This is a genomic window from Clostridium sp. C105KSO13, from assembly GCF_001517425.1.
Classification (GTDB): domain Bacteria; phylum Bacillota; class Clostridia; order Lachnospirales; family Lachnospiraceae; genus Muricomes.
In genome coordinates, this window is sequence record NZ_FBWL01000146.1 from 1 (window position 1) to 12,972 (window position 12,972).

Sequence of the window (12,972 nt, forward strand, 5' to 3'; positions counted from 1 at the left end):
AGAAAGAGTTATCCACCTCTTCTCCTGAATGTATTTACAGCATCCACATCAGGTGATTTTGAAAAAAATAAATTTCGTCATTTTAACGAAGAGATTTTTTGGGGTTTATGCGGGTGTGAACAGTAACTTATATTGTTACTGTTCTCACGCTAACTTGTCATAAAAGAACCGATGGTTTAAACTAATCTCAGATTTAACCATCGGTTTCATGACTCAAACATTTGCAATATTCTTTTAAAAAAGTCATCCTCTTCTTTTTGCCGCATCATAAAAAACATGCTCATGCATTGACAAAGGTGGTTCTCTGCAGGGTATGTACTCGTATTCCTCCAGAAGAATAAATAACAAGCATGCATGAAAAAGGAACTGCGCACTGCTGCTTTTGATCTTAGCCTATGATTCTCCATTTCTTGTCTACAAAGTTCAGCAGTTCATGGCCGTCTTCTGTTACAAGAACAAGGTCTTCGACACGGACGCCATATTTTCCTTCTATATAAATACCCGGTTCAATAGAGAAAATCATGCCTGGTTTTGCCACATTCTTGTTGATCGGACTTACATCACCGTATTCGTGGTCTTCCTGACCGATGAAGTGCCCGAGACGAATCCGCCAGTATTCACTGTATCCGGCCTCGTCGATCAGATCTCTGGCCTGTGCATCAATATCGCAGAAACGTACACCCGGTCTGATCACTGCTTCGGCCTTCTCAACAGCTGTACGAACCAGATCGTGGATCGCAGCCTGCTCTTCGTCAACGCTCTTGCAGTAAAACGTTCTTGTCATATCGGAGCAATATCCTTTCCAGATACAGCCCATATCAATCAAAACACATTCGCCTGCTTTTAATGTTCGTGTCTCGCTTGGGGTATGGTGCTGGTCAGCTGCATTCGGTCCAAAGCAGACGATCGTATCAAAGCTGACTCCGCTTGCTCCGGCTTTCAGGTATTCTTCGTCAATGAAATCTGCAATCTCTTTTTCTGACATACCCTCTTTGATGAATGCGGCAGCTTTTTCCATCACACTATCATTGATGACAGATGCCTGCTTCATAATTGCTATTTCTTCTTCGTTCTTGACAGCACGTACATCATCGATACAGTCCGATCCCCAGATCGTCTTTAATTCCGGACAGCGCTCCTGAAGCGGAATTAAGAAACGTGCCGGCCATGTCTTGTCGATTCCCAATACACTCTTTGTGTCAATATGATCCATCAGAACGGCAATCTGATCATCCATGTCACTGAACCACACTTCCTCAAATCCGGTATCAGATACATAATACAGGTAATTCAAAAACAGCGTGTGTTTTCCGTTCGCCCGCAGCAGCAGTGCGTAAAGCCTCTCCCCCGGATTTACCATGATTCCGGTCAGAAAGCGGATGCTCAGCGGATCGGACAGTAATAACTGATCAAGTCCTTTCTCCTTCATTTTTTCCAATACGCGGTTGATTCTTTCGTTCATGTTCAATATCCTCCTTTTAGTGTGAATCCTATTTTTTATTTTATTTCGCCAATGCTGCTTTTACATCTCCTCGGAAAAGTTTCCAGGCCTCTTCATTTTCCACAAAATATTTGGGGCAGTTTTTTCCGGTGACGTCATAGTGTCTTATAACTTGCCGTTCTGTAAGTCCATATTTCTCGCACAGCCATGCTGTGAGCTGAACCAGGGATTTATAGGTCTCATGTGTAAACTTGCCAGATTCATCCGGATGGCAGCTTTCAATGGACACTGTGTCATGGTTTCGGCCGTTGGATGCATAGGCCAGCTCCCAGGTGGGGACACACTGCACAATTTCACCTTCCAGCCCTACTACAAAGTGGCTGCTGACTGAGGTTGCATGGCTGTCTTTTAATCCATTGAAATAATCCCGGTTCTCCTGGGCGGTACTTCCGGGATTTGCTGTGTAATGTATGACGATTCCAGTGATTGAATCTGACTTTATCCCAGGCCTGGAATACTCATTGACGTCCAAAAGCTGTACATCAATAGCAGGCTTGGAGGCATCTGCCTCCAAGCCTGTATTTTTTCCTCTGCCTGCAGTGCAGGAATATATTCCCAGAACAATGGTCACAACTGCCAGAACTATAATTCCGCCATATATCCATAATGCATCGTTGTGGGCTCTTAACCATCTTTTTGTGATCCTGCGTTTTCTTGTAAGCTTGTGCTTTTTCATCTGTTTTTGAATTTTATTTTTACTCATCTACGCTGTAATTCGGTGCCTCTTTTGTAATGTGGATATCATGAGGATGACTTTCTTTCAATGATGCAGCAGAAATCTTCATAAACTGCCCATTATGTTTCAACTCCTCTATATTTTTTGTACCACAGTAACCCATGCCGGATCGAAGTCCTCCCATCAGCTGAAACACCGTATCTTCCACAGTTCCTTTATATGGAACACGGCCCTCTACACCTTCCGGAACCAGTTTTTTTGCATCCGACTGAAAATATCTATCCTTGCTTCCGTTTTCCATAGCTGAAATAGAACCCATTCCACGGTACACTTTATATTTTCTTCCCTGGTACAGTTCAAAAGTTCCCGGACTCTCATCACATCCTGCGAAAATACTTCCCATCATACAAAGGTCTGCACCGGCTGCAATAGCTTTTGTCATATCACCGGAATATTTAACACCGCCATCTGCGATAACAGGAATACCATATTCCTTTGCTACTTCGTAGCAGCTCATCACAGCCGTAATCTGAGGAACGCCAATTCCCGCAACAACACGTGTTGTACAGATAGACCCCGGTCCGATTCCTACCTTCACGGCATCCACACCTGCCTCAATCAGAGCCTTTGCAGCTTTTCCTGTTGCGATATTCCCGGCGATGACCTGCAGGTCAGGATATTTTTCCTTAATCATGCGCACGGTATGCAGTACGTTTTCAGAATGTCCATGGGCAGAATCCAGCACAATGACATCGACTTTTGACTTCACAAGTTCACCGGCACGCTCAAGGCAATTTGCTGTAATTCCGATTGCCGCACCGCATAGGAGACGACCTTGTGCATCTTTTGCGGACAGCGGATACTTAATCTGCTTTTCAATATCCTTAATTGTAATCAAACCTTTCAGGTTGCCTGCATCATCTACGATAGGAAGCTTCTCTTTTCTGGCAGTTGCGAGGATTTTCTTTGCCTCTTCCAGAGTAATCCCTTCTTTGGCTGTGACCAGCCCTTCAGAAGTCATACGTTCCTTTATTTTTTTTGTAAGATCCTCTTCAAATTTCAAATCACGGTTTGTAATAATTCCAACCAGCTTTTTCCCTTTTGTAATTGGCACACCTGATATGCGGAACTTGGACATCAGATTGTTGGCATCCCCCAGTGTATGTTCCGGCGACAAATAGAAAGGATCCGTAATCACCCCATTTTCCGAACGCTTGACTTTGTCGACCTCTTCTGCCTGATCCTCAATTGACATATTTTTATGAATAATGCCTATTCCGCCCTGGCGGGCCATAGCTATTGCCATACGATGTTCTGTTACTGTATCCATCCCTGCACTCATCATCGGAATGTTCAGCCGAATCTTTTTCGTCAGATAAGTTGACAAGTTCACCTGATTTGGAATCACCTCTGAATACGCCGGAATAAGAAGTACATCGTCAAATGTAATGCCTTCCCCAATTATTTTACCCATGTTCTTTCTCCTCTCTATTAATCTGTGTATTTGACATATTGTTATAGACAAGCCATTGCCTGGTTGTGTTTTGTTATATAACAATGTTTTAAACCTTATGGTACAGAAATTAGAGAAACTTGTCAAGCAAAAAGTCCCCAGGCAGTAAAATCCACTGCCTGGGGACTTTTATATAGTGGGAAGTTTATTACATCATTCCCATTCCACCTGCTCCGCCTGCCGGCATTGCTGGTGTATCTTCTTTAATAGTAGAAACTACAGATTCTGTTGTGAGTAATGTAGCTGCTACACTTGTAGCATTCTGTAATGCACTTCTTGTAACCTTCGCCGGGTCAAGAATACCTTCTTTTACCATGTCTAAATACTCTTCTTTCATAGCATCAAAACCTATTCCTGCTTCGGACTCTTTAACTTTATTAATAATAACTGCGCCTTCCAGACCTGCATTTGATGCAATGTGGTATAGTGGAGACTCCAGAGCCTTCAGAATGATATTAGCCCCTGTCTTTTCATCTCCAGTCAATGTCTCTGTCAGCTTTGCAACCTGTTTTGCAGCATGAATGTATGCAGAACCACCACCTGCAATAATTCCTTCTTCTACAGCCGCTCTCGTAGCATTCAAAGCATCTTCCATGCGGAGTTTTGCTTCCTTCATCTCCGTTTCAGTTGCAGCACCTACACGGATTACAGCTACACCGCCTGCCAGTTTTGCAAGTCTCTCCTGTAACTTTTCTTTATCAAAATCAGATGTTGTCTCTTCGATTCCTTTTTTGATCTGAGAAACTCTGTCTGCAATTGCTTTCTTATCTCCATAACCGTCTACAATCACAGTATTTTCTTTCTGAACTTTAATGGATTTTGCACGGCCAAGCTGCTCCATTGTAGCTTCCTTCAGATCCATTCCCAGGTCCTCGGAAATCACCTGTCCGCCTGTCAGGATTGCGATATCCTGCAGCATCTCTTTTCTTCTGTCACCGTAGCCCGGTGCCTTTACAGCCACTACGTTAAAAGTACCACGAAGTTTATTGACAATTAAAGTTGTAAGTGCCTCACCCTCAATGTCCTCAGCGATAATCAGAAGTCTTGCGCCTGCCTGGACAATCTGCTCCAAGAGTGGAAGGATTTCCTGAATGTTAGAAATCTTCTTGTCTGTAATCAGAACATAAGGCTCTTCCAGATTTGCTTCCATCTTCTCCATATCTGTTGCCATGTATGCGGAAATGTAGCCCCGGTCAAACTGCATACCTTCTACCAGCTCCAGTTCCGTAAGCATTGTCTTGGACTCTTCAATTGTGATAACACCGTCATTGGAAACCTTCTCCATAGCATCTGCTACCATTTTTCCAACAGAATCATCCCCTGATGATACAGCTGCAACTCTTGCGATCTGCTCACTGCCTGTTACCTTGCTGCTCATCTTTGCGATGGCATCTACTGCTGTATCTGTGGCTTTCTTCATACCCCTGCGAAGTATAACCGGGTTAGCTCCTGCTTCCAGATTCTTCATTCCCTCATGTACCATAGACTGTGCAAGAACTGTTGCTGTTGTTGTTCCGTCACCTGCTACATCATTTGTCTTGGAAGCTACTTCCTTAATCAGCTGCGCTCCCATATTTTCAAAGCCGTCTTCCAGCTCAATCTCCTTTGCGATTGTCACACCATCGTTTGTGATAAGCGGTGAGCCAAAGGATTTATCAAGCACTACGTTTCTTCCTTTAGGTCCCAATGTAACCCTTACTGTATCAGCCAGCTGATTCACACCTTTCTCTAATGCTGCTCTGGCTTCTGTTCCGTATTTAATTTCCTTTGCCATGTCATTCACTCCTATTCTTCTATTCTACAATTGCTAAAATGTCACTCTGTTTTACAATAATGTATTCTACGCTTTCCAGTTCCACTTCTGTTCCTGCATATTTGGAATAGATTACCTTGTCACCAGCCTTCACCTGCATAGTAACTTCTTTTCCGTCTACAATTCCACCAGGTCCAACTGCGATAACTTCTGCCTCCTGTGGCTTCTCTTTGGCTTGTCCCGGCAGGACAATGCCTGATTTTGTTGTTTCTTCTGCTTCTAATTGTTTTAACACAATTTTGTCACCCAATGGTACTAGTTTCATTATAATTCCTCCTTGATTTTTGTTTCTATTAGCACTCTTTTCTTTTGAGTGCTAACTTCATAAATATAAAATAGCACTCTGTTTTCAATTTGTCAACAGAGATTCCAAATTTTATATATAGTTTATAAAACTACTTCTTTTACGAATCTGCTCCAAGTTTTCTCTTCATCGGACGTTTTATTTCTGATACACTATAAAAACCATTTTCAATTTTAAAAACTATCATACTTCCATGCTCAGACTGAAAACGCTCCCTAACCGCCCCGGTACAATATAAGAGTTCCCTTTTCGTGGAGATATAACACTGATATTTTGCATCCAGTGAGATTGTGGTCAAGTCATCCTCCTTCAGCTGCAAGTATATGTAATCATCCTCCAGATCATACTTAAAAACCTGGCAGTGTCGAGCCGCATCATCAAAAATCACATCCGCCGATATTACTTTTTCCATCTGTAAATCTACCGAGTTTCCCTCATACATCTTTCTTCACCTCCACTTATTATCCTAAGAGAGGGTATCAGACATCTGATACCCTCCTGCTTACTTAGTCAAATTCAGCAACTGTAAAACCAGCTGCCTTATTTCTGTAAACGTTCTTTCTTAATATTTTCTAATTCAGTAAAAACATAATCATTCAGAACCTTGATGTAAGTCCCTTTCATCCCTGAAGATCGTGACTCAATGACCCCGGCGCTCTCAAACTTTCTAAGGGCATTTACTATCACAGATCTGGTAATGCCTACGCGGTCCGCAATCTTGCTTGCCACAAGGATGCCCTCCACCCCATCCAGCTCATCAAAAATATGAACAATGGCTTCTAGCTCCGAGAAGGACAGTGTACTGATCGCAGACTGAACAATGTGCTCTTTTCTTGTCTCCTCCGCACTCTCTTCATTCACAGAGCGCAGCATCTCAAGTCCGACCACAGCGGTTCCATACTCACTCAATATAATATCATCAATCTCATAAATAGTATTCTGCTTATAAATAAACAGTGTGCCAAGACGCTCACCTGCAATGTCAATCGGTGTGATGATAGCCTGGTACCCCTTCACAGCCTCCGGGGAGAACCCAAGTGTCTCCAGATTCACATTCTCTTTTGTGGACAATATATTCAGCAAACGTTCATTTAGTATTGCATCAATATGTGCTCCCACAGATTCTGCCATCAGCTCTTTTATTACATTCACCTGACTGCATTTGCTTACACCGAGTATCTTTCCTTTTTTACTTACTACAAGTACATTAGATTCCAATATTTCTGTTAAAACGTCACAAATATCATTAAAAATAACTTTACTGGAATTATTGTTATGCAGTAACTTATTGATTTTTCTTGTCTTATCCAATAACTGTACGCTCATCGATTTCCTCCATACCTTATTGTGTATACAACTCGTTCCAAATCCTTTGATATAGACATGTTATCATACGACTTTGCAAATATCAATGACATTTTATCAACTTTTTTTCAGGTTTCGGACATATCCACATTTTTCATTAGCACACACTAGTTTATTTCCCTTTTCCACCATGTAGCTTCCACACTCCGGGCACTTTTCCTTGGACGGCTTCTGCCATGACATAAATTCACATTCCGGATTATTCTCACATCCATAATATCTTCTGCCTTTTTTGGTTTTTCGAATTACCACTTCTTTGCCACACAGTGGACACGGTACTCCTATTTTCTCCAGATAAGGCTTTGTATTCCTGCAGTCCGGGAAACCTGGGCATGCTAGGAATTTTCCATGAGGGCCGTACTTAATGACCATATTGCGGCCACACTCTTCACAGATCACATCAGTAACTTCATCTTCTATTTTTACACTTTCCAGTTCCTTCTCGGCAACCTCCACCGCCTCGTTCAAATCCGGATAAAAGTTTCGGATAACTTCTTTCCATGGTACCTTTCCTTCTGCCACCATGTCCAAAAGGCCTTCCATATTGGCAGTAAAGTTCTCATCTACAATACTGGGAAATGAGTACTTCATAATATTATTTACCACTTCTCCGATTTCCGTAAGGTAAAGATTCTTTGCCTCTTTCGTAACATACCGGCGCCCCAAAATTGTGGAAATCGTAGGTGCATACGTACTCGGCCTTCCAATCCCCAGCTCTTCCATGGTCTTAACCAGCGCTGCCTCCGTAAAATGAGCAGGAGGCTGTGTGAAATGCTGTTTTGTATCAAACGCATCTTTCGTAAGGCGGGAATCCATGTTCAGCCCATTTACCAGAACGTTGCTTTCTTCTTTTTCTTCGTCTGCCTCTGTATAAACTGTACGGAAACCTTCAAATGCTATCTTGGATGTAGCAACCGTAAAACGGTACTCTCCGGCACCGATTTTTACAGAAACTGTCTCGTATTTCGCCGGCTGCATTCTGCTGGCTGTGAATCGTCTCCATATGAGCTGATACAGACGGAACTGATCCCGGGAAAGAGATTCCTTCAATGATGCGGGAGTCCTGCTGATGTCTGTAGGGCGAATCGCCTCATGGGCATCCTGAATCTTTTTTTCAGTCTTTTTGGGACCTGGCCCTTTTGACACATACTCTTTTCCATAATTTTCTACTATATATTGTCTGGCGCTCTCGTCTGCCTCATCAGAGACTCTTGTGGAATCTGTACGCAGATAGGTGATCACACCCACTGTTCCGCTGCCTTTAATATCAATACCCTCATAAAGCTGCTGTGCAATGCGCATAGTCTTCTGAGTTCCGAAATTCAATGCTTTTGCAGCCTCCTGCTGAAGTGTACTCGTTGTAAACGGAAAAGGGGCCTTGCGGATGCGCTCTCCCTTTTTTATATCTGTGATCTTGTAATCTTCTTTGTCTATAGTTTTAATAATCTTATCTAGTTCTTCTTTGGATGAAATGGTTTCTTTCTGCTTATCCGTACCATAGAATCTGGCTTTAAGGAGTCGCTTTTCCCCTTTCACTTTTAATATAACATCTAATGTCCAGTATTCTTCCGGAATAAATGCATCGATTTCAGCTTCTCTGTCGGCTACGAGACGCAGAGCCACAGACTGTACTCTTCCGGCGCTTAGGCCTCGCTTCACCTTAACCCAGAGAACAGGGCTGATACGATAACCTACCATCCTGTCCAGAACACGGCGGGCCTGCTGGGCATCCACCAGGTTCATATCTATCTCGCGCGGTGCTTTTAAAGAAGCTTTCACGGCTTTTTTTGTAATTTCATTGAATGTGATACGGTTCATTTTCTTTTCATCCAGCTTTAAGGCCGCTGCCAGATGCCAGGAGATTGCTTCTCCCTCCCGGTCAGGGTCAGTTGCAAGATAAACTTTATCTGCTTTTCTGGCCTCCTTGCGTAGATTGGCAAGAATATCTCCTTTTCCCCGGATTGTAATATACTTTGGCTCATAGTCATTCTCTATGTCTATTCCCAGCTGACTTTTAGGCAGATCACGGACATGCCCATTCGATGCTGCCACCGAATAATTGCTTCCCAGGAACTTTTTAATTGTCTTCACCTTTGCCGGCGACTCCACAATAACCAGATAATGTGCCATAAAAACCTCTTTCTTTCCACACTTAACTAAATATCTTTGTCTATATTTCATTCAGCAGCTAAACTGCAGAGACCCTATAACGGTGCTTTCGCTATAAGGTCACATAATAATTCTTTGATACTTCTTTTATGTATCCTTGCAATTCCAGTGATACCAGCTTCTCCAGCAGTTCTCCCGGCGGCAAAGCCGTTTCTTCGGCAAGCTTACTGAAGTTCTTCGGATACGGGCAAAGTCGACTATACACCATATTTTCTCCAGTTTCAAGCACTTTTTTATTTTTACCACCTTTCTTCTCTGAAGAAAAAGGGGAAATTTCCAGATCCTCCAGCAGTTTTTCCGGTGATAAAAGAATGCCTGCCCCCTGGCTTATGAGCTGATTGCAGCCCCGGCTCAGACTGCTGTTTACAGGGCCCGGAAGGGCATAGATGTCTCGTCCCTGCTCCAAAGCCATATCTGACGTGATCAGAGAACCGCTTCTCTTTCCGGCCTCCATGATAAGAACAACATCTGACAGCCCACTGATGATTCTGTTCCTTCGCGGAAAGTTATAAGCAGCCGGAGGTGTTCCTGGCGGAAACTCCGACAAAATCCCCCCTTGCTGCTCCAAAATATCTGTATATAACCCAATATGCTCCCTCGGATAACAGATATCTACACCACAGCCCAGCACAGCGTATGTAATTCCCTTTCCCAACAGCGCCCCTCGGTGCCCGGCCCCGTCGATCCCACGTGCCATCCCACTGATGATAGTTATACCGCACTGTGCCAACTTTTCTCCATATTCCAGAGCATATTTTTCTCCATAGTGGGTGCACCGTCTGGCTCCTACGATCGCCACTGTCTTTTTTGTTTTCTCCGGCACCGATCCCCTGACATAAAGGGCATATGGGGGCGTTGGGATCTCACGGAGTTTCTCCGGGAATTCTGCAGAAAACCATGGGATAAACCGGATAGATTTCTTGTTCAAGACAGCATAAAGCATATCTGGGTTCCGTGATTTTTTCGCCTGCATAATTGTATTGATATCCTGTTCATTTAAGAACCCCATTTTATTTAATTTTGTTTCTTCTATATAAAATATGTCCTTTGCAGTCCCCATGTATTCTCTCAAAAGATACTTTTTTCTATCGTTTAAGCTTGTAATCTGTGCAAACCAGTATTCATACTTCATTTGTTCACCTTCCCCAGTATTTTTTATCTATTGTACGGTATCCTATGGCCTCTTTTATATGTTTTGTACAAATTCTTTCTGCTCGATCCAGGTCAGCAATTGTCCTTGATACTTTCAATATCTTGTGATACGTTCTTGCCGTAAGGCCGAGAGCTGTAAATGCCTGTTCTATAAGCCGGCTTTCTTCCTTTCCCAGCCTGCAGTATTTATCAAGTTCTTTTACCTCAAGCATAGCATTCGTGACAATCTCTGTGCCTTTATAACGCTCATTTTGAATCTTCCTTGCTTCGCACACTCTTTCTCTTATCTTTGAGGAACTTTCCTCTTTCTTTTTCACCGCGAGTGATTCATACGTTATCCTGGGAACCTCAACGCAGATCTCCAGGCGATCTAAAAAAGCCTGGCTTATTTTACCCAGGTAATTTTGGATTTGGCCGGGTGTACAGGTACAACGCTCCATGTCCGGATAACACCCACAGGGACAAGGGTTTAAAGCCGCCACAAGCATGAAATTTGCCGGGAACACGTAATTTCCGTGATTTCTGGATATGAGGATCTTATGTTCTTCCAGAGGCTCTCGAAGCACTTCCAGCACGGATCTCTGGAACTCAGGCAGCTCATCCAGAAACAGCACGCCGCTGTGAGCCAGACTAATTTCTCCCGGTGTCGGAATCCGTCCACCGCCTATCAGTGCAGCCCTTGTGGCAGTATGGTGCACATTTCTAAAGGGCCGCTGCCGAATCAACGGATATTTTGTATCAATCCGTCCCGTAATACTGTATATCTTCGTAATCTCCATGCTTTCTTCCATTGTCATGGGAGGCAGGATACCGGGAATTCGCTTCGCCGCCATAGATTTCCCACTGCCGGGAGGTCCTATGAGGAGTAGATTATGTCCTCCTGCAACCGCTACTTCCACAGCTCTTTTTATTGTTTCCTGTCCACAGATGTCACTATAATCCGGTACCTCTTTTATGCAGGAATTCACTTTATCATCCGGATAAGGCTCCGGCTCTAACGCAATATCTCCCGACAAAAATCCCAATACCTCTGTCAGATTCCCTGCCCCTATGACACAAATCCCCTCCACAAGTGCTCCCTCTGCTGCATTTCCTTTCGGGACTATGCAAAAGGGAACCCCCGCATCTCTGGCTTCCAATACAATGGGAAGAATTCCCGGCACCTCCTGAATGCACCCGTCAAGTCCTAATTCCCCTACGATGAGGGCATTTCTAACACACCTCTCCCTGATCTGCCCCAGAGAAACCAAGATAGACACCGCAATTGGCAAATCAAAGGCAGCTCCTCTCTTTCGCATGGTGGCAGGTGAAAGATTAATCACCGTCTTCTTCGCCGGGTAGTCCAGACCGGAATTCTTAATGGCTGTTTTCACCCGTTCTGCCGCCTCCTTTACCTCCGAAGAAAGATACCCCACCATATGGAACCCAGGCAGCCCGTTGCTCACATCTGCCTCCACATTAACAAACTCCACCTTCAGCCCCTGGATAGAGGCCGATAACACTGTGCTGAAACTCATTCACGCACCCCTTTCCTAAATAGTTACTTTCGGAGGACATATGCAATCCTGTCCTCATAAATAGTTTGAAAAACATGGCCGATTCGGCCTGATTTGATAATTCCGGAAAAGACTTTCCAGGAGAATGATGGACATATTTATTTCATGTCAGCCCGTCTTCTTAAAACATATATTATCCCACATAAGTAGTTGTGTCAATCAATTCTTATCAACCGTTTGTAAGGAAAAAATATTCACAAACCGCCCTTGCCAAGCTCGCCCTCATGTCCTTTTTTTCGATGGAAAAGCACAATTTCCGCAATTTCCACATAGACTATATCAAATGTGCTTAGAGGTGCTCTTCTTGAAATCTTTCCCAACCCCCCTCACTCCAGCTGAAGAAAAATATTACATGCAAAAATATACAGAGGGTGACCTTCAGGCAAAACATATCTTAATCGAACGAAATCTGCGGCTCGTTGCACATGTCATTAAAAAATATCAGTACCTGGATGAAGATCCGGAAGACCTGATATCAATCGGAACCATAGGATTAATCAAGGCTGTCGTAACCTTTAATCCGAAAAAAGGAAACCGGCTTGCTGCCTATGCATCCAAGTGCGTAGAAAATGAGATTCTTATGTACTTAAGAGCCAGAAAAAAGACCAATAAAGAAATTTCTTTATACGAGCCTATCGGAACCGACAGAGAAGGCAATGAGATTAAATTGTATGACATTATTGAAGCAGATGAAACAGATGTCCCTGAAAAAATTTACCTCAAAGAAAATATACAAAAATTGTATGAAAAAGTGGAAAGTGAACTCTCCCTTCGGGAGCGGCTTGTTCTGAAAATGCGTTATGGACTGTATAACGGTGAAGAATATACGCAAAAAGAAATCGGAAGGCAGCTTGGTATTTCCCGTTCCTACGTTTCCCGCATAGAAAAGAGTGCTGTAGAAAAGTTGCGGGAATTTTTTTAAA

12 protein-coding genes are annotated in these 12,972 nt (G+C 43.3%); 1 reads left to right on the plus strand and 11 read right to left on the minus strand.

Translation table 11 applies throughout. The annotated features are described in order from the left end of the window. Positions 1 to 388 precede the first annotated feature (388 nt). The 11 genes from BN3456_RS02495 to BN3456_RS16415 form a co-directional block, all read right to left on the minus strand. A complete protein-coding gene (locus BN3456_RS02495; RefSeq protein WP_089982583.1) occupies positions 389 to 1,462 on the minus strand; it encodes a M24 family metallopeptidase in 1,074 nt (357 codons plus the stop codon). A gap of 40 nt (positions 1,463 to 1,502) precedes the next feature. Next, the gene (locus tag BN3456_RS02500; protein WP_089982584.1) at positions 1,503 to 2,204 is read right to left on the minus strand and encodes a peptidoglycan recognition protein family protein; all 702 of its coding nucleotides are present in this window, start codon (positions 2,202 to 2,204) and stop codon (positions 1,503 to 1,505) included. Continuing rightward, complete coding sequence (gene guaB / locus BN3456_RS02505; RefSeq protein ID WP_089982586.1) at positions 2,197 to 3,651, minus strand: IMP dehydrogenase; 1,455 nt, start codon at positions 3,649 to 3,651, stop codon at positions 2,197 to 2,199. Before guaB ends, BN3456_RS02500 begins: the two co-directional genes overlap by 8 nt. Positions 3,652 to 3,838: 187 nt before the next feature. Next, positions 3,839 to 5,464 carry a chaperonin GroEL gene (gene groL / locus BN3456_RS02510; protein ID WP_089982588.1) on the minus strand — a complete coding sequence of 542 codons (1,626 nt, stop codon included), beginning with the start codon at positions 5,462 to 5,464 and terminating at the stop codon, positions 3,839 to 3,841. A 19-nt stretch (positions 5,465 to 5,483) separates the two neighbouring features. Beyond that, positions 5,484 to 5,768, minus strand: coding sequence for a co-chaperone GroES (locus tag BN3456_RS02515; protein WP_089982589.1), 285 nt, complete (start codon positions 5,766 to 5,768; stop codon positions 5,484 to 5,486). 139 nt (positions 5,769 to 5,907) lie between these two features. After that, positions 5,908 to 6,249 carry a hypothetical protein gene (locus tag BN3456_RS02520; RefSeq protein WP_089982591.1) on the minus strand — a complete coding sequence of 114 codons (342 nt, stop codon included), beginning with the start codon at positions 6,247 to 6,249 and terminating at the stop codon, positions 5,908 to 5,910. Between the two features lie 98 nt (positions 6,250 to 6,347). Continuing rightward, complete coding sequence (gene codY, locus BN3456_RS02525; protein WP_089982592.1) at positions 6,348 to 7,133, minus strand: GTP-sensing pleiotropic transcriptional regulator CodY; 786 nt, start codon at positions 7,131 to 7,133, stop codon at positions 6,348 to 6,350. Between the two features lie 96 nt (positions 7,134 to 7,229). Beyond that, the gene (gene topA / locus BN3456_RS02530; RefSeq protein WP_089982594.1) at positions 7,230 to 9,302 is read right to left on the minus strand and encodes a type I DNA topoisomerase; all 2,073 of its coding nucleotides are present in this window, start codon (positions 9,300 to 9,302) and stop codon (positions 7,230 to 7,232) included. 91 nt (positions 9,303 to 9,393) lie between these two features. Further along, entirely contained in the window at positions 9,394 to 10,473 is a 1,080-nt protein-coding gene (gene dprA, locus BN3456_RS02535) for a DNA-processing protein DprA (protein WP_089982595.1), read from the minus strand. Between the two features lie 4 nt (positions 10,474 to 10,477). After that, entirely contained in the window at positions 10,478 to 12,010 is a 1,533-nt protein-coding gene (locus BN3456_RS02540) for a YifB family Mg chelatase-like AAA ATPase (protein ID WP_089982596.1), read from the minus strand. 233 nt (positions 12,011 to 12,243) lie between these two features. Next, positions 12,244 to 12,369 (minus strand): hypothetical protein, encoded by a 126-nt coding sequence (locus tag BN3456_RS16415; protein ID WP_278280257.1) that lies wholly within the window; start codon positions 12,367 to 12,369, stop codon positions 12,244 to 12,246. Between BN3456_RS16415 and sigK the strand changes: the two genes are divergently transcribed. Continuing rightward, entirely contained in the window at positions 12,354 to 12,971 is a 618-nt protein-coding gene (gene sigK / locus BN3456_RS02545) for an RNA polymerase sporulation sigma factor SigK (protein WP_089982597.1), read from the plus strand. The genes BN3456_RS16415 and sigK overlap by 16 nt on opposite strands. Position 12,972 lies beyond the last annotated feature (1 nt).

Excerpts from the sequence above, each read along its gene's own strand:
- BN3456_RS02495 (WP_089982583.1), bottom strand. The coding sequence starts at position 1,462 with ATGAACGAAAGAATCAACCGCGTATTGGAAAAAATGAAGGAGAAAGGA.
- BN3456_RS02500 (WP_089982584.1), bottom strand. The coding sequence starts at position 2,204 with ATGAGTAAAAATAAAATTCAAAAACAGATGAAAAAGCACAAGCTTACA.
- guaB (WP_089982586.1), bottom strand. The coding sequence starts at position 3,651 with ATGGGTAAAATAATTGGGGAAGGCATTACATTTGACGATGTACTTCTT.
- groL (WP_089982588.1), bottom strand. The coding sequence starts at position 5,464 with ATGGCAAAGGAAATTAAATACGGAACAGAAGCCAGAGCAGCATTAGAG.
- BN3456_RS02515 (WP_089982589.1), bottom strand. The coding sequence starts at position 5,768 with ATGAAACTAGTACCATTGGGTGACAAAATTGTGTTAAAACAATTAGAA.
- BN3456_RS02520 (WP_089982591.1), bottom strand. The coding sequence starts at position 6,249 with ATGTATGAGGGAAACTCGGTAGATTTACAGATGGAAAAAGTAATATCG.
- codY (WP_089982592.1), bottom strand. The coding sequence starts at position 7,133 with ATGAGCGTACAGTTATTGGATAAGACAAGAAAAATCAATAAGTTACTG.
- topA (WP_089982594.1), bottom strand. The coding sequence starts at position 9,302 with ATGGCACATTATCTGGTTATTGTGGAGTCGCCGGCAAAGGTGAAGACA.
- dprA (WP_089982595.1), bottom strand. The coding sequence starts at position 10,473 with ATGAAGTATGAATACTGGTTTGCACAGATTACAAGCTTAAACGATAGA.
- BN3456_RS02540 (WP_089982596.1), bottom strand. The coding sequence starts at position 12,010 with ATGAGTTTCAGCACAGTGTTATCGGCCTCTATCCAGGGGCTGAAGGTG.